Annotated in this window: 23 protein-coding genes; 18 read left to right on the plus strand and 5 right to left on the minus strand. The window is 58.9% G+C overall.

Features of this window, described 5'->3' with window-relative positions; genetic code table 11:
- Nucleotides 1–289: 289 nt before the first annotated feature.
- Both ACL2XP_RS07940 and ACL2XP_RS07945 read right to left on the minus strand, forming a co-directional pair.
- Entirely contained in the window at nt 290–1255 is a 966-nt protein-coding gene (locus ACL2XP_RS07940; RefSeq protein WP_413738142.1) for a YhfZ family protein, read from the minus strand.
- Nucleotides 1239–2573 (minus strand): MFS transporter, encoded by a 1335-nt coding sequence (locus ACL2XP_RS07945; protein ID WP_413738144.1) that lies wholly within the window; start codon nt 2571–2573, stop codon nt 1239–1241. Before ACL2XP_RS07945 ends, ACL2XP_RS07940 begins: the two co-directional genes overlap by 17 nt.
- A gap of 132 nt (nt 2574–2705) precedes the next feature.
- On the opposite strand from ACL2XP_RS07945, the gene ACL2XP_RS07950 reads away from it, so the two are divergent.
- The 7 genes from ACL2XP_RS07950 (at nt 2706) to yghX (ending at nt 9759) form a co-directional block, all read left to right on the plus strand.
- Nucleotides 2706–4142, plus strand: coding sequence for an FAD-binding oxidoreductase (locus ACL2XP_RS07950; protein WP_413738145.1), 1437 nt, complete (start codon nt 2706–2708; stop codon nt 4140–4142).
- Between the two features lie 11 nt (nt 4143–4153).
- Nucleotides 4154–5158, plus strand: coding sequence for a 4-hydroxythreonine-4-phosphate dehydrogenase PdxA (gene pdxA, locus ACL2XP_RS07955; protein WP_413738146.1), 1005 nt, complete (start codon nt 4154–4156; stop codon nt 5156–5158).
- A gap of 42 nt (nt 5159–5200) precedes the next feature.
- Nucleotides 5201–6421 (plus strand): four-carbon acid sugar kinase family protein, encoded by a 1221-nt coding sequence (locus tag ACL2XP_RS07960; RefSeq protein ID WP_413738147.1) that lies wholly within the window; start codon nt 5201–5203, stop codon nt 6419–6421.
- On the plus strand, nt 6393–7166 hold the full coding sequence (locus tag ACL2XP_RS07965) for an SDR family NAD(P)-dependent oxidoreductase (protein ID WP_413738148.1): 774 nt from the start codon (nt 6393–6395) through the stop codon (nt 7164–7166). The genes ACL2XP_RS07960 and ACL2XP_RS07965 overlap by 29 nt, the downstream gene beginning before the upstream one ends.
- Complete coding sequence (locus tag ACL2XP_RS07970) at nt 7163–8095, plus strand: NAD(P)-dependent oxidoreductase (protein WP_413739114.1); 933 nt, start codon at nt 7163–7165, stop codon at nt 8093–8095. Before ACL2XP_RS07965 ends, ACL2XP_RS07970 begins: the two co-directional genes overlap by 4 nt.
- Before the next feature lie 199 nt (nt 8096–8294).
- A complete protein-coding gene (gene leuD, locus ACL2XP_RS07975; RefSeq protein ID WP_413738149.1) occupies nt 8295–8759 on the plus strand; it encodes a 3-isopropylmalate dehydratase small subunit in 465 nt (154 codons plus the stop codon).
- A gap of 115 nt (nt 8760–8874) precedes the next feature.
- Nucleotides 8875–9759 carry a YghX family hydrolase gene (gene yghX / locus ACL2XP_RS07980; RefSeq protein WP_413738151.1) on the plus strand — a complete coding sequence of 295 codons (885 nt, stop codon included), beginning with the start codon at nt 8875–8877 and terminating at the stop codon, nt 9757–9759.
- Nucleotides 9760–9762: 3 nt separating this feature from the next.
- On the opposite strand, the gene ACL2XP_RS07985 is transcribed toward yghX, so the two are convergent.
- The gene (locus ACL2XP_RS07985) at nt 9763–11010 is read right to left on the minus strand and encodes an MFS transporter (RefSeq protein WP_413738152.1); all 1248 of its coding nucleotides are present in this window, start codon (nt 11008–11010) and stop codon (nt 9763–9765) included.
- A 101-nt stretch (nt 11011–11111) separates the two neighbouring features.
- Between ACL2XP_RS07985 and ACL2XP_RS07990 the strand changes: the two genes are divergently transcribed.
- A complete protein-coding gene (locus tag ACL2XP_RS07990) occupies nt 11112–11900 on the plus strand; it encodes an AraC family transcriptional regulator (RefSeq protein ID WP_413738153.1) in 789 nt (262 codons plus the stop codon).
- A gap of 9 nt (nt 11901–11909) precedes the next feature.
- On the opposite strand, the gene ACL2XP_RS07995 is transcribed toward ACL2XP_RS07990, so the two are convergent.
- On the minus strand, nt 11910–12212 hold the full coding sequence (locus ACL2XP_RS07995) for an ArsR/SmtB family transcription factor (protein WP_413738155.1): 303 nt from the start codon (nt 12210–12212) through the stop codon (nt 11910–11912).
- 89 nt (nt 12213–12301) lie between these two features.
- On the opposite strand from ACL2XP_RS07995, the gene ACL2XP_RS08000 reads away from it, so the two are divergent.
- Entirely contained in the window at nt 12302–13390 is a 1089-nt protein-coding gene (locus ACL2XP_RS08000) for an NADH:flavin oxidoreductase/NADH oxidase (RefSeq protein WP_413738156.1), read from the plus strand.
- Between the two features lie 73 nt (nt 13391–13463).
- On the opposite strand, the gene ACL2XP_RS08005 is transcribed toward ACL2XP_RS08000, so the two are convergent.
- Nucleotides 13464–14861 (minus strand): aminotransferase class I/II-fold pyridoxal phosphate-dependent enzyme, encoded by a 1398-nt coding sequence (locus ACL2XP_RS08005; RefSeq protein WP_413738157.1) that lies wholly within the window; start codon nt 14859–14861, stop codon nt 13464–13466.
- Between the two features lie 412 nt (nt 14862–15273).
- On the opposite strand from ACL2XP_RS08005, the gene ACL2XP_RS08010 reads away from it, so the two are divergent.
- The 9 genes from ACL2XP_RS08010 to ACL2XP_RS08050 all read left to right on the plus strand — a co-directional run bounded on the left by ACL2XP_RS08010 (nt 15274) and on the right by ACL2XP_RS08050 (nt 23131).
- Nucleotides 15274–15612, plus strand: a complete 339-nt coding sequence (locus tag ACL2XP_RS08010) for a YdhR family protein (protein WP_413738158.1) — start codon at nt 15274–15276, stop codon at nt 15610–15612.
- Nucleotides 15602–16732 (plus strand): LLM class flavin-dependent oxidoreductase, encoded by a 1131-nt coding sequence (locus tag ACL2XP_RS08015; RefSeq protein ID WP_413738159.1) that lies wholly within the window; start codon nt 15602–15604, stop codon nt 16730–16732. The genes ACL2XP_RS08010 and ACL2XP_RS08015 overlap by 11 nt, the downstream gene beginning before the upstream one ends.
- Nucleotides 16729–17775, plus strand: a complete 1047-nt coding sequence (locus tag ACL2XP_RS08020) for an ABC transporter substrate-binding protein (RefSeq protein ID WP_413738160.1) — start codon at nt 16729–16731, stop codon at nt 17773–17775. Before ACL2XP_RS08015 ends, ACL2XP_RS08020 begins: the two co-directional genes overlap by 4 nt.
- A gap of 29 nt (nt 17776–17804) precedes the next feature.
- Nucleotides 17805–18620, plus strand: a complete 816-nt coding sequence (locus ACL2XP_RS08025; protein ID WP_413738161.1) for an ABC transporter permease — start codon at nt 17805–17807, stop codon at nt 18618–18620.
- Complete coding sequence (locus ACL2XP_RS08030) at nt 18617–19405, plus strand: ABC transporter ATP-binding protein (RefSeq protein WP_413738163.1); 789 nt, start codon at nt 18617–18619, stop codon at nt 19403–19405. Before ACL2XP_RS08025 ends, ACL2XP_RS08030 begins: the two co-directional genes overlap by 4 nt.
- 314 nt (nt 19406–19719) lie before the next feature.
- Nucleotides 19720–20490 (plus strand): hypothetical protein, encoded by a 771-nt coding sequence (locus ACL2XP_RS08035; RefSeq protein ID WP_413738164.1) that lies wholly within the window; start codon nt 19720–19722, stop codon nt 20488–20490.
- A 43-nt stretch (nt 20491–20533) separates the two neighbouring features.
- The gene (locus ACL2XP_RS08040; RefSeq protein WP_413738166.1) at nt 20534–21502 is read left to right on the plus strand and encodes an ABC transporter substrate-binding protein; all 969 of its coding nucleotides are present in this window, start codon (nt 20534–20536) and stop codon (nt 21500–21502) included.
- Between the two features lie 57 nt (nt 21503–21559).
- Nucleotides 21560–22342, plus strand: coding sequence for an ABC transporter permease (locus ACL2XP_RS08045; protein WP_413738167.1), 783 nt, complete (start codon nt 21560–21562; stop codon nt 22340–22342).
- 15 nt (nt 22343–22357) lie between these two features.
- Complete coding sequence (locus ACL2XP_RS08050; protein WP_413738168.1) at nt 22358–23131, plus strand: ABC transporter ATP-binding protein; 774 nt, start codon at nt 22358–22360, stop codon at nt 23129–23131.
- Nucleotides 23132–23151: the final 20 nt, after the last annotated feature.

A 23151-nucleotide genomic window follows, 5' to 3' on the forward strand; every position in this document is an offset into this window, starting at 1 on the left:
TAAGGGAGAAAAAAATAAAATAATTGCCCTGTTAAAATTTTTGGGAAAACAGCGGTGGTTATTAGTGGTTTTTTTTTGCGGTGATTATTTTTATATTTCTGAATTTATTGTGATATTTATGCGGCATTATGAGAGGAAATTGCTACGGGCGAGTTTGTTTTTACAATATGATAGTTGTTTTTTTATTCAAATAATGATATCGGCCAGCCTCGCCGACGCTTTCGCCGGCGGAGTAAACCCTGCGGATCGAGCCTGACGGCCTCCAATCAATCTTGTTTGCCAACGTGAATTAATAGGTCGGCAGCCGTTTGCCTTCGACCACCTCTTTTTGCACCGTTCGCACCTGGGCCATATTAATTTCGTCCAGCACCGCGCGCGTCGCCGTATTGTCTTTATTCAGCACCAGGGCCGCGGAAAACATCTCGTTGGTCAATAACGCCATCGCCGACGGGGAAAGCGGCCAGGTCACCAGTTCCTGATGATTGAGGGAAAGGCCGAACGCCGAATGATGCCAAACGGCGACATCGCACGCGCCGCCGATCAGGGCCGCGGGAATATGGGCGTAAGAGACGTCCACGTAATTATTATCGGGGAATTCCAGTTGCGTCAGCATGGCGTGATCGATGGACAGGCGATCGATGCCGATGCGCAGATTCTTGGGGAGCCGCTCGCGCGGCGCGCGGGCCACGACGATCACCGAGTCGGCGGCGTAATAGCTGCCGGCGTCATAGGTGGTATGAATAAACAACTCGGGTTTGGCGGCAATCACCTTTTTGGCCGCGTGGGTCGACATCACGGCCACATGGGATAATGAGTCGCTCAGGGCCTTGGAACGCTGGGTGGAACCGTGGCCGAAAATAAAGGAAGAGGGCACGTTGTACTGGTCCAGGGCCGCGCGCAATCCCGTGGCCAGGCCCTGGAATTCCCAGCTCAGCGGCAGCGGCATAATCACCGACAGCGGATGGAAGCCCGCCATGGACCATAAGCCGCCCAGGTTTTTCTCAACGATAAAAGTGCCTTGCCGCTGTTTGGAGGTCAGGACCACCAGATTGTCGTTTTGCAGCTCCTGCAGCGCTTTTTGGATGGTGCCGGCCCCTACGCCGATGGAAACCCTGAATTCCGCGACGTTGGGCAGGCGTTCGCCGATTTTCCTTTCCAGAATGGTCCGGGCGACCATCTCGGTCGCCCGTTGCTGCGGGGATTCGACATCGCCTTTAAGACGGGCCGATACCAGAGGTTCAGCTTTTGGATTCATGTTTTTTTAGGTATACCTCTATTTTCCGTTCGCGACCGAAGAACGATACCAGAATACAGCCCAACAGGCAGATCCCGGCCGCGGTAAAGAACACCAGCGACCAATTCCCCGTGCGATCGATGATTTCACCCGCGACTACCGGTGAAATAATTCCCGACAGGTTGGCGATGGCATGGACAAACCCCATCACGCCGCCCAGGCGCCGGCTGGGAACAATATCGCCAATGATAGCAAAATATTGCGCCCCGGTAATGTAAAGGGAAAATACCACCCCCGACATTAACAATACCGCGCCCAGGGTGGAGCCGACAAAGGTAATAAACGCGAACTGGATGGCGGTGGCCACCAGGCCGATCACGATTATAGTGGCGCGCGCCGCGATGGGATTGCCGGTAAAGCGCGCGATCGCGTCCGCGATAAACCCGCCGCTGGCGAAACCGATGACGCCAAATACCCAGGGCAGCGATCCGGCGAACGCCAGGCCTTTAAGATCGACGCCGCGCACTTCGGACAAATAGATCGGGAACCAGGTTAAAAATGTAAACAGCACCCAGCCATAACCGAAAAACGCGACGGCGGTGGCAAGCAGCACCGGCATTTTGCAGTAAAAGCCGAGGGACGGTTCTCCCTGTTCATCCGGCGAGGTGATCGGCTGGGTCAGCTTTTCCCGCTGGATCTCGATATCGCGCTGCGTGGCCCAGGGGTGCAGGTCGGGACGATCGCGCACCACGACGAACCAGGCGATAGCGATAAAGATACCCAGCAGCCCCAGGATAATAAACGCCCAGCGCCAGTCGGCGATATTGATCAACGCCACCACCAGCGGCGTGCCGATGGCGCCTCCGAGCGGCGTCGCCCCCTGGGCCAGGCCCATGGCGGTGGACATTTGCCGCTGGGGGAACCAGTTATGCATGGTTTTGGTGGAAACCGACCCCTGCGGCCCTTCGCCGAAACCAAACAGAAAACGGACGATAAACATGGTGATAAAGGTGCTGCCCAGGGCGGTCAGTCCGGTGAACAGCGACCACCAGGCCACGGCGATGCCCATGACATTGCGCGGACCGTATTTATCCGATAGCCAGCCGCCGACAAACGAGAACGGGGAATAGCTGAAAAAGAAGGCGCTGGCGATTAAGCCGAACTGCGTACCGCTAAGACCGAGCTCTTTGATGATGTGGGGACCGGCGACGCCGATAGCGGCGCGGTCGGCATAGTTGAGCACTAAAACCAGCGCGGTCATGCCTAATATGACCCAGCGCAGCGTAGCTTTGTTTTGCGATGGCGGCTTTACTTTATTATCTGCGGTCTCGATTGACATAGCGTGGTCACCTTGGTTGATTTCACGTTTGACGGAGTGATATAAACAATATACAGTAATATGTAAATACAAAACCTGTTATGTCGTTCCTTATGTCAATACTTTGAACCCACCCACAAATTAAGGATTGTTATGAACAGTCGACACCCCGGCAGTAGCGATACGGAATCCATCATTAAACAGCTTAAGCAACTGGTGCCTGAATGCGTAATCGACGACGATATCGAGACGCGCAGGGCCAGGGCGTTCGACCGCTGGCCGATCGCGGCGAAATGGTCGCAGGAGGAACTGAATACCCACACCCCGCTGGCGGTGGTGCGGGTCAGTTCCGCCCATGATGTTTCCCAGCTATTGAAATTCGCCGGTACGCATCGGATTCCGGTCGTGCCGTTTGGCGCCGGTTCAGGGGTCGTGGGCGGCGTGGTGAACCGGCGCGGTTATCTGTGCATTGATCTTTCCGGCCTGAACGGCAAGCCCGTGCTGGACGCCGAAAACGGCGAAGCGACGGTGCCCGCGGGGGTGCTGGGCGGCGACCTGGAACAGATTCTGAACGCCGCCGGCCGGCGTTTGCCCCACTATCCGCAGTCGCTGGCGCTGGCAAGCATCGGCGGTTTGGTGGCCACCCGTTCCTCTGGCACCTTTAGCAGCAAATACGGCAATATCGAAAACTTCGTCACCTCGCTGGAAGTGGTGCTGCCCGACGGCAGCATCATTCATACCCCGGCTTCGCCGCGGTCTTCCACCGGCCCCTCCGTCGCCCAGATGTTTGTCGGCAGCGAGGGTACGCTGGGCATCATCACTTCCGTTACCCTGCGCACATTGCCGCTGGCCCAGTCCCTGTTGCTGAGGGGCGTGGCCTTCAAGGGAGTGGCCCATGGCCTGAAGGCGGTGCGCCAATTGCTGGATGCCGGAATTACGCCGGCGGTGATCCGGCTGTATGACGAGAAAGAAGCGGTGCACATTTTTGAAAAAAGCGGTCTGGAAGCGGCCAACCGGGTGTTGCTGGTGCTGGCTTTTGACGGCAATCCGGCGGTGGCCGCCGCGGAACAGGCCGAGTCGCTGCGCATCACCGCCGCCCAGGGCGGCGAGGATCTGGGCGTGGCGCCCGGCGAAATATGGGAAAAAACCCGCTATGACGCCGGTTGGCTGGATCGCGGCAATGCCGGGGACTTCGATTTTGCCGACGCCATCGAAATCGCCGCCGGCTGGCACGCGCTGGAAACGCTGCACGGCAAAGTGCTGGGGGCCATCGCGCCTTACGCCGACAATGCCTATGCACATTTTTCTCATTTTTACAGCAACGGCGGCGCCATCTATTTTATCTTTTTCATTACCGGCAAAGATAAAGACGACGCGGTGAGCCGTTTTCGCAAAGTGTGGGATATCACCATGCGCACGGTGCTGGAATACGGCGGTTCCATTAGCCACCACCACGGGGTGGGCGAAGCGCGCAAACAGTGGATGGCCCGTGAACACGGCGGCAGCCTGGCGGTGCTGGCGAAGCTGAAACAGGCGCTGGACCCGCAAGGGGTGCTCTCTCCAGGGAAAATGGGCTTTGATAAACCATAAGGGGTCGAAATATGCATACGATTAAACCCATTGCCATCACCGTCGGCGATCCGGCGGGCACCGGCCCTGAATTAAGCCTTAAAGTGGCCTCGACGGAGGCGTTGATGCCGCAGACGCCGGTGGTGCTGATCGGCTCCGCCGGACTGCTGCGCCGGGTGGCCGATCATATCGGGCTGGCGGTGGAGATTCGCGCCATCGCCAGCCCCCAGGAAGCGCAGCGCCTGCCCGGCGTCGTCTGGGTGCTGGATATTCCCCTGGATTATCAGCAGGTGGTTCCGTGCCGCATCAGCAAAATATGCGGCCAGGCGTCGGTGGATGCCATTACGCTTAGCACCCGGCTGGCGCTGGCGGGGGAGGTGAGCGCTATCTGTTCCGCGCCGGCCAACAAAGAGGCCTTTCATCTGGCGGGGCACAAATTTGAAGGACAAACCGAAATCTTCGCCCACCTGACCGGGACCACCGCGTTTCATACCATTATGGTCGGGGGTCCGCTGCGGGTCAGCCTGGTCAGCGCCCATTGTTCGTTGCTCGAAGCGGTGGCGCGGGTCAAACAGCCGCGCATAGAACGCATTATGGGCGAGTTGCATACCTCGTTGCGCGAAGAGTTCGGTTTTGCCAATCCGCGCATCGGCGTGGCCGGCCTCAATCCCCATGCCGGTGAAAACGGCGTGCTGGGCATGGAGGAAATCGAACATATCAGGCCCGCCCTGGAGAGCTGCCGCCGCAAAGGCATGAACGTCAGCGATCCGCTGGCCGCCGACAGCCTGTTTTATGCCGCGGAGCAAGGGGCGTACGACGCCATCCTGGCCATGTATCACGACCAGGGCACCATTCCGCTCAAACGGTTCGGCTATGTGACCTATGCCGTCGGTCTGCCTATTATCCGCACCACCGCCGGTCACGGGACGGCGTTCGATATCGCCTGGCAGGGCATCGCCAAACCCGAGCTGCTTTCCCGCGCGGTGAAGCAGGCCGAAGAACTGGCCCTGACCAAAGCCCGGCACCGGCGCGGATGACCCGGTAACGCAGCCAGAAACGGCGCCACAGAGGGAGACAATATGTCGGGATCTTGTATTGGTATCGTCGCCGACGATCTGACGGGCGGGGCCGCCATCGCCGGCGAAATCGTCCGTCCCGGCAAACCGGTTCCCGTCTTGCGTTTGCAACCGGACGGCCGCGTCGAACGGCATACGCTGATCGTGGAAACCGGCAGCCGCTACATGCCGGTGGCCCAAGCGGAGCAGCGGGTGATGCTGGCGGTCCGGCAATTGCGGCAAGCCGGATTCAGCCTGCTGATGAAGAAAATCGACAGCACCCTGAAAGGCAATGTCGCGGCCGAATTGGCGGCCTTTGCCCGCGCTATCGGTGAACGGCTGGTCATCGTACCGGCTTGCCCGGCGATGAAAATTGAGGTTCGGGCGGGCTGTCAATGGCAGTCCGGCCGCCGGGGGGTGGATGTCATCGCGCTGGTGGCGCAGGCGTTGGGCCGGCCGCCTTTATCGCTGCCGCTGGCTGCGGTGCGCGCCGGCGAAGACGCCGTCCGCGCCTGGCTAGGCGCCAATCGCGGCCAGGTAATTGTCGCCGATGCGCAAACGCAGCGGGACATTCAGCAGATTGTCAACGGCGCCAGAGCCGCCGGCATCAATGCCTTTGCCGGCGTCTATGGCCTGGGCAGCGCGCTGGCCGGCTTGCCGGGCGGGCCGGATATGCGCCCGCCGGCCCGGGCTTCGCGGCTGCTGGTGCTGGTGGGGTCCACGTCCAGCGCCACGGTGGCGCAGGTGGATTACCTGATCGGGCACGGCGCGGCCAATATTGCGCTGCGGGTCGGCTCCCTGTTCAATACCGACGGCGAACCGGAGCTAAGCCGTATCCGCCAGGAGATCGCCCGCGCCACCGCGCCGGTGCTGCTGGTGCATACCGACGCCAAAAACACCGCCGACGAGGTGGGCCGGTTCTGCCGGGCCCGGGGCTGGAGCGACCGGGATTTGGCGCAGGCCCTGGCGACGCCCTTTGCCGCCGCGGTGCGCCAATTACCCGACGCCGGGATTTTTGTCGTCGGCGGCGAGACCACCGGCGCGTTATTCGATCTGCAGGGCTGGCGCGGCATGCGGGTCACCGGCGAATTTTCCGCGACCGTGCCCATCGCCACGCTGCCGGGCACCGGCCATCCGTTTATTTTAACCAAACCCGGCGCGTTCGGGGCCGTTTCGGTGTTGCAGGACGCGGCGGTAACCATGCTTAGGAGGATAGATGCGGTATTTCCCGGGGTTTCGTCTTGATAACAAAATCGCCGTGGTGACCGGCGCCAGCAAAGGCCTGGGCGAAACCATCGCCCATGCGCTGGCGGAGTCCGGCGCGACGGTGGCCATTGTCGCCCGCGACAAGGCGTTGCTGGAGCAGGTCGCCCGTACCGCCAAAGAAGAATACGGCGGCAATATGTTCCCATTCCAGGCCGATCTGATCGATATTCACGGTTTTAATCGGCTGGTTACCCAAATTGAAACCGAGGTCGGTCCCATCGATATCCTGGTGAATAACGCCGGCACCAATATTCAGCAATCGGCCGTCGATGTCGATGAGGACACATGGGACTACCTGCTCGCGCTGAATTTAAAATCGGTGTTTTTTTTAAGCCAGGAAGTGGGCCGGCGGATGTTGGACGCTAAACGTCCCGGCCGGATTATCAATATGGCCTCGCAAATCGGCGAAGTGGGCTTTTACAAGCGCTCCGCCTATGCCGCCAGCAAAGGCGGTCTGGTGCATATGTCCAAAGTTATGGCCATCGAGTGGGCGGAGCAGGGAATCAGGGTCAATTGCGTCGGCCCGACCTTCGTTGATACGCCCTTATTGAAGATCGCGTTCCAGGACCGGGAAATCGCCGACGAAGTCATGCGGCGCATCCCGATCAAGCGCCTGGGCCGGGCATCGGAAGTCGCCGCGGCGGTGGTGTATCTGGCTTCGGAGGGCGCCGACTTGGTTACCGGCCACCATTTATTGGTGGACGGCGGCTGGACGGCGCAATAACCCCTACTACGGAGAACAAAACGATGAATATCGGCATGATTGGTTTAGGGCAAATGGGCTGGAATATGGCGAAAAATTTGTCCGCCGCCGGCTACTCCGTGCTGGGTTTCGATCCACGGCCCGACAGCCGGGAACGCATGGCGCAGATCGAGGTCAAGGCGGCGGCATCCCCGGCGGAGCTGGCCGCCGCCGCCGACGCCGCGGTGCTGATGGTATTGAATACCGACCAGGCCGAAACGGCGGTCTGGGGCGAGAACGGTTTTGCCGCCGGCGCGGACAAAAATACCACTCTTATTATTATGAGCAGCCTTTCGCCGGTATATGTCAGGGAACTGGCCGCGCGGGCCGCGGGCAAATTCCAGGTGCTGGACGCGCCGGTCAGCGGCGGGGTGGAGGGGGCGCGCGCCGCGTCGCTGACCATCATGGCATCCGGTCCGCTGGCGTTACAGCAAACCCTGCTGCCGGTGTTGCAGGCGATGGGCAAAAATGTGATCAACGTCGGCCCGGACGTGGGATTGGGGGCGACGATGAAGACCATCAATCAGGCGATGCTGTTCGCCGCCCTGGCTTCGGCCTCGGAAATGGTGGTGGCCGGCGTCAAGGCGGGGCTGGACCCGGACACGATTATCAAGGTGATCGGCATCAGCAGCGGCAGCAGCTGGGCGCTGGTGCACCGGGTGCCGCTGGCGTGGCAAACCGATTATGCCAGCGGGGCCACCCTGGCCATCGCGGCAAAAGATATGCGTTCGGCAATGGCGCTGGCCAACGATCTGGGCACGTCGGCCACGATCGCCGGCGAAGTGCTGAGATTGGTGGACATCGGCATGGCCCGGCACCAAGGGCAAGGGGACGATCCGCTGATGGTTGAAATCATCGAACAGTTAAGCCATTTTTACATTAAGGCGCATAGGGAGCAAACCCGCTCCTGAGATGGGCCTCCAGCCGGCCCGCGATCCGTGCAGTGGGATCGGGCCGGCTGGACGGGTAAATATTTTTCCGCCGCATTATATTGCGCCCGCTGATTATCCTCGCCGTTTAATAACCTGTTTTAGAGAACACCCACCGTTATCACGTTATTTGACTTTAGTTATCATAAAGCGTGGGGACGGGCCGGCATCGTCGCGCCGGATGAAACCACCTACGCGTATTTGCAGGGCCGGCCGTTTGCGCCCGCCGGCGAAGACCGGCGGCATTATCGCGGCCGATCGCAATTTCGGCTGTGGTTCATCGCGCGAGACGGCGGTCTATGCGCTGGCGGAATTCGGCGTTCGGGCGGTGATCGCCCCAAGTTTTGGCGATATCTTTTTTAATAATTGCTACAAAAACCGCCTGCTGCCGGTGATTCTGCCCAACGAAACCTGCGTTGCCCTGCGCAACCAATTGCGCGGCGACACCGGGGCGCGCATCCGCATCGATCTGGAACACCAGCAGGTGTGGGATTTGCATAACCAGGCCTACGCGTTCGACATCCATCCGCTGCGTAAAAAAAGCCTGATTGAAGGCATCGACGATATCGCCCTGACCCAAGGGTATCTCGATACCATCCTGACGTTCGAACGGCGGTACCGCACCGCTTTTCCCTGGGTCAAATAAGCCCTGGCGCCGGCCGCTGCCGGCGCGCAGTGGCGATAAAATGCGCAAAGCGGCTTCCGTTTTATGTTGGGACTCTGTTAAATTAAGCCAAACCCCGCAGGCAGGAGCACGGCTTATGGCGCGTCTTACGGCAAAAGACTTTCCCCAGGAATTGCTTGAGTTGTACGATTATTATGCCCATGGCAAAATCACCAAACGGGAGTTCCTCGATCTGGCCGCCAAATTCACCCTCGGCACTCTGACGGCGGCGAGCATCCTGTCCCTGATGAGCCCCAATTATGCCCTGGCCCAGCAGGTGGAATTTACCGATCCCGCCATTAATGCGCAATATATCACCTATCCGTCGCCGCGCGGCCACGGCGACGTGCGCGGCTATTATGTCCGTCCCACCGGCGCCGGCCCGGTGGCCGCGGTGGTGGTGGCGCATGAAAACCGGGGGCTTAATCCCTATATAGAAGACGTGGCGCGCCGCCTCGCCAAGGCGGGATTTATCGCTCTCGCGCCCGATGGCCTGAGCTCGGTGGGGGGGTATCCCGGCAATGACGATAAAGGGCGGGAGCTGCAACAGCAGGTGGACCCGACAAAATTGATGAATGATTTCTTCGCCGCCGTTGAATTTCTGTCGCGCCATGAACACACCAACGGCAAAGTGGGCATTACGGGGTTCTGTTATGGCGGCGGCGTCGTCAATGCGGCCGCCGTCGCTTATCCCGAACTCGGCGCCGCCGTGCCGTTCTACGGCCGGCAGCCGCGGGCGGAAGACGTGCCCCGCATCAAGGCGCCTTTGCTGCTGCATTACGCCGGCTTGGATCAGGGCATCAATGAAGGCTGGCCGGCCTATGAAACAGCGCTCAAGGCGGCGGGCAAAACCTACGAAGCCTATATCTACCCCGGTGTAAACCACGGCTTCCACAATGATTCCACGCCCCGTTATGATAAGGCGGCGGCGGATCTCGCCTGGGAACGCACCCTGGTCTGGTTCAGGCGCTACCTGGCGTAAGCGCTAATCGGGGATTTGCCGGTTCCGTCCCGCCAGCATTCCCAGCCACGCCATCACCAGGCACAATGCGGCGCACATCAGCAGCGCGCTTTCCCAGTTGCCGGCGGCGTCGCGCAGGGCGCCAATCAGGATCGGTCCCGTCGCCGCCAGAAGATATCCGACGCATTGCGCCATGCCCGACAGGGCCGCCGCCTGATGGGAGGTATGGACCCGCAGGCTGACAAACATCAGCCCGAGGATAATCGCCGCTCCCGAGCCGAAACCAAATAGCGCGGTCCATAATACCGCCAATGCGGGATACAGCGCCAACCCCGCCAGGGCGAGCAGGCAAAGCAGGGATACGCCCAGGGCAATGACCCGCTGATCCCGCATGCGCCCCGCGACGGGTCCCACCAGCAGCCCCGCCAGCGCCGAGGTCAACTGCATCAGCCCGTGGAGCGAGCCGGCCTGCGCAGGCGAATAGCCCGCGGCGATCAGAATGGCCGGCAGCCAGCTCACAATCACGTAGTAGATAAATGAGTTGAACCCCAGAAACAAGGTGACCAGCCAGGCCAGCCGCGACGACCAGATCCGCCCGGCCGCGGGCCGCCGCGCCGCGCCGTCCCCCACGGCGCCGGCTTTAACGGACCGGGACGGCGCCATTTGCACCAGTTCGCGCCGCGGCGACCTCAACTGCGGCAACCACCCTATGGCCGCCAGCAGCGGCAGGATAATCAACAGGCCCAGCGCCAGGGGCCAGCTCAATCCCGCCCCGTTGACCAGCGGGATCATCACCGCCGAGCCCAGCGCCGCCGCCGTCCCCATCGTCAGGGCGTAGGCCGAGGTCAGCAGGGCGATTTTATCCGGATAATCCCGTTTCAACAGGCCTGGCAAGAGCACATTGCCGATGGCGATACCGCCGCCCAGCACGGCGGTGCCGAGATACAGGCACGCGACGGCATTAAACGAACGCAGCGCAATGCCGCCCATGATCAGCAGCAACGCGCCGAACAGGGCGCGCTCAAAACCAAATGCGCGCGCCAGCCGCGCGCCGAACGGCGAGACGGCCGCGAAGGCGAGCAGCGGCAGCGTGGTCAGCATGCCGGCCTGGGTGGTACCGAGGCCGAAACTTTCCCGGATCGGGTTCAGCAGCGGCGCGGCGCTGGTAAAAGGCGCGCGCAGGCAGGCGGCGATCAGCACAATACCGGTTACCAGCAACAGCGGACGGCCCCGCGCTGCGGCGTTCAAATCAAGGGGGGTAGGACGGGACATAAAACACCTGTGTTAGCAATCGTGCTGCGATCTTACCCGTTTATCGGCCGTTAGAATTAAGCTACTATGACAAATAAACGCTAAATTAAGACATTTAATCCATGTTTACCCAATCCCTGCTGTCGGATTTCGATCCCGATAGCAATCACTGCCCGGCCGTGGCGCTGGGGGTACAGGTGACCGATAATCTGCGCGAAATCCCCGTGCACCGCCATCGCAAAGGGCAGTTGATCCTGACGCTGCGCGGCAGCGTGACCTGCTCGGTGCCGGATGCGTTATGGATGGTGCCGCCGCAGCGGGCGGTGTGGATTCCGGGCGGGTTATCCCACAGCAATCGCGTTACGGCCAATACCGTAGTGTGCTTTTTATTCGTCGAACCCGGCGCGGCGCTATTGCCGGATCGCTGCTGCACGCTGTCCATGTCGCCGCTGCTGCGCGAGCTGATCCTGCGCCTGTCCCGGTTGCCGCCGGTTTACCAGGCGGGCAGTTTTACCGGCCGGCTGGTGACGCTGCTGCTCGAAGAACTGGTGCAAATGCCCCATGAACATCTTAACCTGCCGATCCCGCGCCATCCCACGCTGCGCCGCATGGCCGATATTCTGCTGGCCGATCCCGCCAACCGCGGCACTTTGGCCCAGTGGGCGCAGCAGTCGGCCATGAGCGAACGCTCGCTGGCGCGCCTTATCGTCAGGGAGACGGGGCTGACCTTTGGCCGCTGGCGGCAGCAGTTGCACCTGATTATCGCGCTGGGACATCTTTCCGATCGTATGCCGGTGCAGCAGGTGGCGGAAAAACTGGGGTATGATTCGGTGACCGCTTTTATCACCATGTTTAAAAAGTCCCTCGGCACGTCGCCGGGACATTACTTCAGCGGGGAACAGCGGGGTTGACCGGGGGCTTTACTCGGCCTGCGCCAGAATCGCTTCCAGCAGTCCCGGAAACCGGCCGTGCATTTCCGCGCGGCGCAGCGTGTTGATATGGGCGGTGCCGGCATTTTGGGTATGCACCAGGCCCGAATCGCGCAGCACGCGGAAATGATGGGATACGCTGGATTTAGGCCGCCCGCCGTCCAGTTCGCCGCAGCTGGCGGTGCCGAGCAGGGCCAGGCGCCGTACGATTTCCAGGCGGATCGGGTCGCTCAAGGCGTACAGGACGCGTTCAAGGACAAATTCATTGGCGGCGGGGTGTTTAAAAGGTCGCATGCATCAATGATAACCGAAGGGTTGTTATAAATCCATTATTCGAATAATATCGAACTATGGAATCATAACCGATCGCAATAGGAACCTTCATGTCAGCGTTATTCCAACCCTTTAAACTTAAAGATATCACCCTCAGAAACCGCATCGCCGTCCCGCCGATGTGCATGTATTCCGCCGATGACGGCCTGATCAACGACTGGCATCAGGTGCATCTGGCTTCGCTGGCGCGGGGCGGCGCGGGGCTGGTCATCGTCGAAGCCACCGCCGTGGCCCCCGAAGGCCGCATCACCCCCGGATGCGCCGGTATCTGGAACGACGACCTGGCGCAGGCGTTCGTGCCGGTGGTCAAGGCCATCAAGGCGGCGGGCGCGGTGCCCGGCATCCAGATCGGCCATGCCGGACGCAAGGCGAGCGCCAATCGCCCCTGGGAAGGGGACGATCATATCGCCGAAGATGACTCGCGCGGCTGGCAGACCATCGCCCCGTCGGCGCTGGCGTTTGGCGCCAACCTGCCCAAGGTCCCGCGGGCCATGACCCGTGACGATATCGCGCGGGTGCGCCATGATTTCGCGGCGGCGGCCCGCCGCGCCCGGGAAGCCGGATTCGAGTGGCTGGAGCTGCATTTTGCCCACGGCTATCTGGGACAGAGCTTTTTTTCATCTCATTCCAATCAGCGCGATGACGAATACGGCGGCAGCTTCGATAACCGCAGCCGTTTCCTGCTGGAAACCCTGGCGGCGGTGCGCGCCGAGTGGCCCGAACATTTGCCGTTGACCGCCCGTTTCGGCGTGCTGGAATTCGACGGCCGCGATGAACAAACCCTGGGCGAATCCATTGAACTGACCCGCCGTTTCAGGCAGGGCGGGCTGGATATGCTCAGCGTCAGCATCGGTTTCTCCACGCCCGACGCCAATATTCCCTGGGCGCCGGCCTTTATGGGGCCGATCGCCAAACGGGTGCGCGAAGAAGCGGATATCCCGGTGGCTTCCGCCTGGGGCTTCGGCACGCCGGCCCTCGCCGAGCAGGCCGTCAGCGACGGGCAATTGGATCTGGTGATGGTGGGCAAGGCGCATTTGGCCGACCCGCACTGGAGCTATTACGCCGCCCGCGAGCTGGGCATCGAGCGCCCCTCCTGGACGCTGCCCGCGCCTTATGCCCACTGGCTGGAAAGATATTAATTTTTCGCTGCCGTAAAAACCCCGCCCCGCCCGCATACCCCGGGCGGGGCGGGCGTCGCCCGCAATTATCCCCTTAGTCGAAATCATCGGGCGCCTGGCCGGCCGAGGCCTGGGCAATCAGCGCGGCCAAATGCTCCACCTGCGCGAACCGGTCCGGCAATCGGCTGCTGGCAATACGTAAATGATGCTCGGCCGGCGCGGAGAAATAACACCGGCTGCCGGCGCCCGCGATGATACCGTGAGTCGCCAGGCTGAGCAGGGCCTGGTTTTCATCCTTGACGGGCACCCACAAAATCAATCCTTCGCCCGCGCCGTTAACGGCAATTCCCCGCCGCAGCAAGGCCTGCGACAAGGCCGCCCTGCGCCGCGCATACAGCGTTTTGGCCCGCGCGACCAGCGCCTGGGTATCGCGACTGGTTATCAGGTGGGCGAGGGCGCCTTGCAAAATGCGGCTTTGGTTGGCCAGGCCCAGCGGTTGGCTTTCACGAATTTTGTTGATCATATCTTTATCTCCGCCGATCGCGCAGATGCGCAGATCCAGGCCATAGGTGCGGCAATATGATCGCAGCAGCAGCGTGCGCAGCGGGAAAATCGTCCCGAGGCTTTGGGCGGGTACGGCGGACAGCGGCCCGAACGCATCGTCTTCAATTATCATCAGTCCCGGCGCGCGGCGGATGATGTGCGCCAGCTCGCCCAGCCGTTCCCGTGAAAGGGCATGGCCCAAGGGCAGATGGCCACGCGGCTGGTAAATCAAGGCGCAGGGCTTACGCGCCATGGCTATTTCCAGGACATCCGGCAAGGGTCCCTCCCGGTCGCATGGGATGGCGATGACCTCATGGCCCAGCCGCGTTACCAGGTCGATCAGCGCCGGATTCGTCGGCTGTTCGATAGCCACCGTTGCGCCGGCGGGAATCACCCCCTGGAGCGCCAGCAGCAACGCCTGCGAGTGGCTACTGGCAATGGCCCAGGCGCCCGCGGCGAACGGCCATTGGGCGGCTACGGCCTGGCGCAGTGGCTCGATGATATATTCGCGCGCCGAACTGTGCAGATTGCGCACTTTGGTACCGGCCATCAGCGCGCTTTCAATCGGCGGCAGAAGTTCGGGATCGGCGGAATTATAAGCCAGGTCGCTCGGCAGCCAGGCTTCATCATGCTGCGCGTGATAAAACCCCGTGGCCAGTTGCTGCACAAAACTCCCGCCCCGGCGGCGGGTATCGATAATCCCATCGTCCCGCAGTATGGCCCAGGCCGAGGCGACGGTACCCGCGCTGATCGCCAGATTTGACGCCATGGTGCGGATAGTCGGTAAACGGGCGCCCGCCCGCAATTTTTTTTCGCGCACCAGCGCGGCGATACTGGCGGCGATATCATCCGGCGTGGTGCCATTACAATGGGCTGACAGCCATTCGGCGGTAGCCTGGTCGCTAACCGGCTGCGGATCGACGTGGTATAAATATTTTCTAGCGATCAATGATCACTCCCAAAATACCCTTGAACATATTTTATAATTAACATTGCCGATTACTATTATCAAGGGCGGTATAAAGTACATATAGTGATTATATAAGGACAAAAAACGCAATGGCCCCTTCGGGCCAGGCAACAGGCCGTTATCCTGGCGCAATAATATGTTCAAAAACTCTCATAGAACAAAACATATAAAGAATATGTTCAAATAACATTTTGATTCGTTAACCGGATGCCATAAGTTAACTGCTAGCCGCGCAAGCTAATACTCGCCCGGTCAATCATCTTATTTACTGTTATCGGTAATTCTTTCCATGAATTAACCCTGGCCCATGGTTTGATTGATTGCCATAAACCGCGGAATTGCCCAGGCCAAAAATAGCGGCTTTGTTTATAAAATAAAATTGGAGATTGTTATGACCCGAGTTATTGCCCAAGTAAATTATAATTTCGATTTTTCCCAGGAAAAACCCCGCGAAGAACAATTAGCCATTGCGGAAAAACGCGCCGATATTCCGGGATTTATTTGGAAAGTCTGGCTGCGCGATCGGAAAACCGGGCGCGGCGGCGGGTTATTTTTATTCGAGGATCGCCCATCCGCCGATGCCTGGCTGGCGGGCAGGGCAAACCGCGTATTTTCCCCGGCATCCGACAATATAACGGTGGAATTGTTCGATGTGGATGAGGAGCTCAGCCAACTCTCCCGCGCGCCATTATTCGCGGCTTTAGCGGGGAACCAGCCAGATGGGAATTGAGATTTTCGGCCATCTGACCCACCGCAATGAGTCGGAGGCCCACCAGGGCGGCCAGGCAAGCCTGGATTGCGACTATATCAAACGCCAAGCGCGGGAACACGAATACGCCGGTTTTGACGGTGTGCTGGTCGGCGGCGGGGGCGACGGCCCCGACAGCCTGCAAATCGCCGCGCTCGGCGTTGCGCAAACGGAAAAATTGAATTTCCTGATTGCCAATCGCCCGGGGCTGGTCAGCCCGACCATGGTGGCGCGCAGCTACGCGACATTAGACCAAATCAGCCAGGGGCGCATCCGGTTCCATGTGATCTCCGGACGCGATCTGGACGGCCAGATGCGTTATGGCGATCCGCTGAAAAAAGAGTCGCGTTATCAGCGTACCCGCGAATTTATGCAGGTGGTGAAGCAATCCTGGACGTCATCATCCGGGTTCGATTATCACGGCGAATATTATCAGATCGAAAATTTCGCCGCCACCATCCTGCCGTATCGCCAGCCGCGCATCCCGCTCTATTTCGCCGGTAATTCCGATGAGGCCTATCCGGTGGGCGGCGCGGAAGCGGACGGCTATGCCCTGTATGCGCAACCGCTGGATCGCTTGCGCCAGGATATCGGCCGCATCCGGGCCGAAGCGGTGGCCGCGGGGCGCGAACGGGGGCCGGCCATCATCGTATTTGTTCGCCTTATCCTCGGTGCGACGGACGAGCTTGCCTGGCTGCGGGCGGAGGAGTTGCGGGCCCTGGTCCGGCGGCAGGCCGACGGCGCCGGATCGTCGCTGGCCCGCTGGACGCCCGCCAGCGACGGCCGTGCCGCCAGCGTCGGCGATCAAAAACAAGTCGACGCCAATAAACGGGGCGAACGCCACGATCGCGCCCTCTGGACCGGCCTGTCGGAAATCACCCGGCGCGGCAAGTCATCCGCGCTGGTGGGGTCGCCGGAAACCGTGGTGGCCGCCTTGCTCGACTATGTGGATGCCGGCGTTTCCATCTTTATCCTCGATGGCTTCGACCGATTAAACGATGTCCATGACTATGGGCGCTATATCATACCCGCGCTGAAACAAGCCGCCGCCGGCCGCGGCCAGCCGACCAACCCGCCGGCAAATCAACAAGAGGATGCATGATGTTCCATAGGTACCAAATAGGCGGCGTCGCGCGACGCTACGTTTACCTGGCGCTGGCCTTGGCCGGTCTCGTGATGGAACCGGGCAAACCGATGGCCGCGCAAGCGAACCCGGGGGCGCTGCCGGTGTTTCACATTGCCGCCATCGCCAATCCCGATCAATCGCGCTGGGCGGTGGAGCTGATCAAAGAACAACGGCTCGATCGCAAGTACGGCTTTACCCTGGATTTTACCCTTAAGCCTGTCTCGGTGGCCTACACCGATTTCGTCAACGGGTCCGACCCGGTCTGTATGTGCCTGACCATCGCCACCGGCGCCCGGTTCCTGCTGCAGGGCGTGGATGTCGCGCTGGTTTGGACTTATAACGCATATAAGCATGCTTACCTGGTTACCGAGCAGCCGGATATCCAGCGGCCCCAAGATGTGGTCGGCCACTCCCTGGCCGGTTCCACCGGTTCGGGATCGTGGATTTTTCAGCAATATTTTCTGCAACGCCAGCAGCACGTTGATTTGTCCAAAGTCGACATTCCCTCCATTGTCGCATCCGCGCAGTCCACTTATCTGTTGGCCAAGCGCGTGGATGCCATTACCGTTTTTGATCCGACCCGCATCCAGCTGGAACAACTGGCCCCCGGCAGGTTCCGCTATATTCCTATTTTCGATACCAAACAATGGCAAGCCGAGACGGGGATCGATTATCTGCCGATGTTTTTACTCGGCTTGCGCCGTTCCTGGTATCAACAGCCCGGCAATCAGGAATTACTGAAAAAATTCCATGCGGCCTATCGAGAAGCCATCGACTTTATGGTTAAAAACCCGGAAGAAACCGCGAAGCTGCTGGGCGAAGACCGCTTGCAGGCGTCCCCCGACTTCGCGATTAGCTATTTGAAAAATTATCCGGAGACCGCGGATATGACATATGTCCGCGATTATCGGCAGGCGGTTAAACAGCTGACGCAGGAATTGCTGCCTCCCAGCGGCTTGATCGACCGGCCGCTGACCGATAAGGAAGTGGACCAACTTATTCTCGACTTCCGGCCATGACGTTTAAAACGTGCCACAGGAAACCGAACATGCCAAAAGTTGCTTTATTGGCGCCAGCGCGGCGGGCCTTCTCCTATGCGGTGCTGGGCCGGCGATTAAATATCGAAGGTCTTGCGACGATGGTCATTGCATTGATTGCCTGGCAAATCGCTTCCGCTTATTTTCCGCCGTTCCTGTTCCCCCCGCTACAGGATATTATCGCCACCTTTACTAAATTATTACTGAACGGAACGCTGCTGGGTACGGCGGGACTAACCTATTTACGGGTGATCGCCGCGCTGTCGTTCTCATTTATCATTGCTACAGCCCTGGGATTTTGCGGCGGCCTGCATCGCACCGTTGATCGCATCGTGCTGCCGTTTATCCAGTTTAAGCAGGGCGTGCCCAGCGTATGCTGGATCATTTTCTCGGTATTGTGTTTTAAAAATACCGAGGTGCGGATCGCTTTTATTATTATCGTCAGTACGGTGCCCAGCTTGTACTATTTGACCCGCGATGGAGTGAAGGCTATTCCAACCGATCTCTGGGATATGGTACGCGCCTGGCGGCCGACCCGGATACAAATTGCCCGGAAAATTATTATTCCGGCGGTATTGCCGGCTATGGTCACGGGGCTGCGCATCAATATCGGCACCGCGGCCCGGGTGGGTATTTTCGCCGAAGTTTTTGGCGGCATCAGCGGCGTGGGCTACCATCTGCGCGTGGCGGAAGAACAGTTTCGCATGGATGCCGTGATGGCCTGGACCATTATTCTGGTAGTGCTGATCCTGGCCTCGGACAAACTGATGTCGGTAATCGAAAATCGATTGCTTAAATCCCGCGGCCTTTTGGAACAACAATCATGACGGCGGCCATTTCATTCCAGCAAGTACACAAGCGTTTCACCCGGCGGGGACAAACCATCACCGCCATCGACAATATCTCATTTACCGTGCGGACAGGGGAGTATGTCACGGTTTTGGGCCGCTCCGGCTGCGGCAAGTCGACGCTGATTAATCTTCTGCTGGGGCTGAACGGCACGGACGGTGGCCAGATTCGGGTGATGGGCATCGATCCCTACGCCGATTTCGATCGGCTGAGAAACCGCATCGGCTGCGTTTTCCAAACGGATCGGCTGTTGCCCTGGCGACATGCCATCGACAATGCCTTATTGCCGTTGGAAATACTGAATATCCGCGAACCCGAAGCGTGGCAAAGCGCGGCGCGCTGGTTCGAGCGTTTTGGCCTCAAGGGATTCGAGAAGTCTTTTCCCAGCGAGTTATCCGGGGGCATGCGCCAGCGCGTGGCGCTGGTGCGCGCCTTGGTGAGCGACCCTGATATTTTGCTGGCCGACGAGGCGTTTGGCCATTTGGATGTGGCCACCGGCGAATCCCTGCGGCGGGATTTCAAGCGGGTGGCCGTTGAAAAGGGGAAAACCGTACTGCATGTGACCCATTCCATCGATGAAGCGCTGGAGCTAAGCGATAAAATTATCGTACTGGGCAAGCCGGGCACGGTCCTGGCCGCGTATGAAAACGTCAATGCCGGCCCGCGTCCGGAGTTGGAGGCCATTCGCCAGGATATCCTGACCCATCTCTATCGCGGGGGCTGGGCGGAAGACGAAAGCCGGGAAGATCTGAGCGGCCGGTAGGGCCAGCGATACAGCGGGGGGCGGCGGCATGGTTCGCCCGCTATTTGCGGATAAGAATTAAATTTGCTTAATAAGCATATTTATCGAACTTATTTTATTTCCATAAAAAAATAAATTAATCGTTCTGTTTTTTTCATATGTTGAATTTTACCGGTAATTTAATGTTTGCTGATTTTTAACTAATGGCAATTTATCAATGCGTTGGCTATATATGTCTTTTAAAGCTTAATTTAGCAATATATTTTATTTATTAAATCGCTCAGGTATGAATATATTGCTCGAATTATTCACTGATTCGAGTAGGAAAATACCCCATGGCGATTATTGGTCAACAGTGGGAATCACTGGTAAGTAATTGCGATCGGGGACCTGCGGCATTGGCGGCCATCGGCCTGCTGGTTTTGGACAGCGATATCGTCATAGAACATGAAATACGCCGTTTTTTACCCGGTGAAGGGGTCGGCCTGTACGTAAACCGCCTTCCCATGGCCGCCAAGATGACGCCGGATTCATTAGCGGACCTGGCCGGGTATTTACCCACGGGGATCGGCAATCTGGTGCCTAATGACCGGCTTGATGTGATTGCCTTTGGCTGCACGTCGGGGACGATGGCCATCGGCGCGCAGCGCGTGGGCGAGATTATTCGCGGCGCCAGGCCGTCGGTCAAAACCACCGACCCCATCAGTGCCGCGCTTAAAGCCCTAAAGCAGCTTAATAGCCGGAAAATCGCGCTGCTCACCCCCTATGACGCCGATGTTAACCAACTGCTCGATAGCTATTTAGCCGGCTTGGATGCTCCGCAAATAATTCGCCGTGGCTGTTTTAACAAGAATAGCGATCCGACGATAAGCCGCATATCGCCGGAGGATATTTTTAATGCCGGCTTATATTTGGCTAGCGATGCGGCGGTGGATGCATTGTTTATTTCGTGCACCGCCTTGCGCTGCCATAGCGTGATTTCCCGTCTGGAACAGCGGCTGGGTAAACCGGTAATTACCAGTAACCAGGCCTTGGCCTGGGATGCGCTGCGTTTAGCCGGTAATAACCAGCCGATGGCGGGTAATGGCGTATTGTTTTTAAATTGATCCAACCGTTATTTTAACTCTTACTACTATAAGGAATACCTTGGTGAAAACATTTTTTTATTCATTGGTTTTATTGATCGGTGCATTGAGTTTTAATGCGGTGGCTCAAACTTCGCCGCCGTTAAAAATCGGCGCCAATACTTTTGTCGGTTACGGCCTGCTTTATCTGGCGCAAGAAAAGGGCTTCTTTAAGCAGCAAGGCGTCGACGTGCAAATCGTCAATACCGAGGATAAGCCTTCCACCGCGGCCGCGTTAGCCAGCGGCCGCCTTGATGGCTGGGTGACCACCGTCGATACCTTTATTTTTTATGACGCCAAAAAGCTGGGCATTAAACAGGTCTTGGCCATCAGCCTGTCGGCCGGGGCGGAAGGCATTCTGGCAACCGGCGATATCACCAGCGTCGCGCAGCTTAAAGGCAAGAGAATTGCCGTGGAAGAAGGTTCTCCGGCCTATTTCTTCCTATTGAACGTGCTGGCGGATAATCATCTCACCCAGGATGACGTTAAGATCGTGAATATGAAGGGTTCCGATGCCGGGGCCGCGTTTGTGGCGGGTAAAATCGATGTCGCCGGCACCTGGGACCCTTGGCTGGGGCAGGCGGGTAAACGCAACGGTGGCCATATCCTGATCGATACCCGCCAAAAGCCGGGGCTGATTGCCGATACCCTGGCGTTGCGCAATGAAGTGATAACCAACCGGCCCCAGGATATCGAAGGACTGATCAAAGCGTATTTCGCGTCTTATGACTACTGGTATGCGCATCAGGATGAAGCCAACCAGATCATTGCCAAAGCCAGCGGTATCCCGTTAAAGGATGTGCAGGAAGGGCTTAAGTCGGTGAAATTTGGTTCCAAACAGGAAAATATCGATTATCTGCTTAAAGCGGACGGCATTACGCGCGTCATTGAACATGGCGTGGCGGTCTATGGCGCGGCAGGCCTGTTAAAACAACAACCCAAGGCAGAGGATATTGTCGATCTTTCATTGCTGCAAAGCGTCGTTAAACCCTAAAACCGCGGCTCCCGGCGGCGCGGCCGGGAGCCGCGGTTATCGGCAGGATAGAATAATTTGATTATCCGACAGGCAATTTCTCCCGGTTTAAAGATCCTCCTGGCATTCGCTTCGCTGTTGGCTTTCCTGGCATTTTGGCAACTGCTGGTGGGTATGCGCTGGGTTGCGCCGCTGTTTTTACCCACGCCGCTGGAAGTACTGTACGCGGCGCGACGGCTTTATGGACACGAGAATTTCCTGTCTGATCTGGCCATAAGCATATTCCGGGTCGGGATCGGCTTTTTATCGGCCGCGGCCATCGGCATTCCTTTGGGCGTGTTGATGGGCAGTTGGGCGGCGGTGCGCGGCTTTTTTGAACCGGGACTGGCGTTTGTCCGCTATATGCCCGCGACGGCATTCGTTCCTTTGCTGGTGCTGTGGCTGGGTATCGACGAACAGCAAAAATTCGCCGTGGTCTTTATCGGCGCTTTTTTTCACTTAACCTTGATGGTCATGCATAGCGTGCAAAATGTGCCCATGGCGTTTATTGAATCCGCTCGGTTATTGGGCGCGGGCCGCTATAAGACGCTGATCCGCGTGATCTGGCCGGCCGCCCGGCCCGCGATTTGGGATAACCTGCGCATTGTATTGGGCTGGGCCTGGACGTATATCATCGTGGCCGAATTGGTGGCCGCCAACAGCGGTATCGGTTTTATTATCCTGCGGGCATCGCGTTATATGGATGTCGCTACCATATTTGTCGGCATTATTTCCATCGGGATGGTAGGCGTGCTTAGCGATTTGCTGTTCTCCACCCTCTCGCGGCTGCTTTTTCCCTATCATAACAACCAGCGGAAATAACGCTAAGGACAATCAATGGATAACGCGGTCATTATCTCGGCGCTGGATAAATCATTTAACACCCAAAAACAAACGACCCGGGTACTCAATAATATTTCCCTGACCGTAGCACCAGGGGAGATCGTGGCGCTGCTGGGGCCATCGGGGTGCGGTAAATCGACATTACTGCGAATTATGGCCGGCCTGGAGCAGCCGGACCGCGGTAGCGTACAACTCCATGATGCCCGCGGCAGCCGCCAAAAGGTCGGCATGGTGTTTCAGTCCTATACGTCGTTTCCGTGGCTGACCGTCGAGGATAATGTGGCCTTCGGCCTGCGCCTGTGCGGGCTATCGCGGGAGCAGGGCCGCACCCGGGCCCGCGCCTGGCTGGATAAAGTGGGTTTGGCCCATAAAGCGCGGGCCTGGCCCGGCGACTTATCCGGCGGGATGCAGCAGCGGGTCGCCATCGCCAGGGCGCTGGCCGTGGAACCGGCTATTTTGCTGATGGATGAGCCTTTCGGCGCCCTGGATGCTTTTACGCGCTACGAGATGCAAATGTTACTGCTGAATTTGTGGCGGGAAACCCATAAGACCATTATTTTTGTCACCCATGATATCGACGAGGCGCTGCTCCTGGCCGATCGCGTCGTGCTGTTTTCGCCCCATCCCGGCGAGATTGACCGGGTGGTCGCCGTGACTTTGCCCCGGCCGAGAAACGATCTGATTCATCCGGCTGACCTGACGCGTTACGGCTCGCTGCGCGCCGGGCTGCGGGAGCGGTTTTTCTCCATGAAAGCCGCGGCGCAATAAAACTTCGCGTCCGGCATGCC

Source organism: Sodalis sp. RH21, assembly GCF_047324175.1.
Lineage (GTDB): Bacteria > Pseudomonadota > Gammaproteobacteria > Enterobacterales > Enterobacteriaceae > Acerihabitans.

Bases quoted from the DNA above. Each gene is read 5' to 3' on its own strand.
- ACL2XP_RS07940 (WP_413738142.1), bottom strand. From the start codon at position 1,255: ATGAATCCAAAAGCTGAACCTCTGGTATCGGCCCGTCTTAAAGGCGAT.
- ACL2XP_RS07945 (WP_413738144.1), bottom strand. From the start codon at position 2,573: ATGTCAATCGAGACCGCAGATAATAAAGTAAAGCCGCCATCGCAAAAC.
- ACL2XP_RS07950 (WP_413738145.1), top strand. From the start codon at position 2,706: ATGAACAGTCGACACCCCGGCAGTAGCGATACGGAATCCATCATTAAA.
- pdxA (WP_413738146.1), top strand. From the start codon at position 4,154: ATGCATACGATTAAACCCATTGCCATCACCGTCGGCGATCCGGCGGGC.
- ACL2XP_RS07960 (WP_413738147.1), top strand. From the start codon at position 5,201: ATGTCGGGATCTTGTATTGGTATCGTCGCCGACGATCTGACGGGCGGG.
- ACL2XP_RS07965 (WP_413738148.1), top strand. From the start codon at position 6,393: ATGCGGTATTTCCCGGGGTTTCGTCTTGATAACAAAATCGCCGTGGTG.
- leuD (WP_413738149.1), top strand. From the start codon at position 8,295: ATGAAACCACCTACGCGTATTTGCAGGGCCGGCCGTTTGCGCCCGCCG.
- yghX (WP_413738151.1), top strand. From the start codon at position 8,875: ATGGCGCGTCTTACGGCAAAAGACTTTCCCCAGGAATTGCTTGAGTTG.
- ACL2XP_RS07985 (WP_413738152.1), bottom strand. From the start codon at position 11,010: ATGTCCCGTCCTACCCCCCTTGATTTGAACGCCGCAGCGCGGGGCCGT.
- ACL2XP_RS07990 (WP_413738153.1), top strand. From the start codon at position 11,112: ATGTTTACCCAATCCCTGCTGTCGGATTTCGATCCCGATAGCAATCAC.
- ACL2XP_RS07995 (WP_413738155.1), bottom strand. From the start codon at position 12,212: ATGCGACCTTTTAAACACCCCGCCGCCAATGAATTTGTCCTTGAACGC.
- ACL2XP_RS08000 (WP_413738156.1), top strand. From the start codon at position 12,302: ATGTCAGCGTTATTCCAACCCTTTAAACTTAAAGATATCACCCTCAGA.
- ACL2XP_RS08010 (WP_413738158.1), top strand. From the start codon at position 15,274: ATGACCCGAGTTATTGCCCAAGTAAATTATAATTTCGATTTTTCCCAG.
- ACL2XP_RS08015 (WP_413738159.1), top strand. From the start codon at position 15,602: ATGGGAATTGAGATTTTCGGCCATCTGACCCACCGCAATGAGTCGGAG.
- ACL2XP_RS08020 (WP_413738160.1), top strand. From the start codon at position 16,729: ATGATGTTCCATAGGTACCAAATAGGCGGCGTCGCGCGACGCTACGTT.
- ACL2XP_RS08025 (WP_413738161.1), top strand. From the start codon at position 17,805: ATGCCAAAAGTTGCTTTATTGGCGCCAGCGCGGCGGGCCTTCTCCTAT.
- ACL2XP_RS08030 (WP_413738163.1), top strand. From the start codon at position 18,617: ATGACGGCGGCCATTTCATTCCAGCAAGTACACAAGCGTTTCACCCGG.
- ACL2XP_RS08035 (WP_413738164.1), top strand. From the start codon at position 19,720: ATGGCGATTATTGGTCAACAGTGGGAATCACTGGTAAGTAATTGCGAT.
- ACL2XP_RS08050 (WP_413738168.1), top strand. From the start codon at position 22,358: ATGGATAACGCGGTCATTATCTCGGCGCTGGATAAATCATTTAACACC.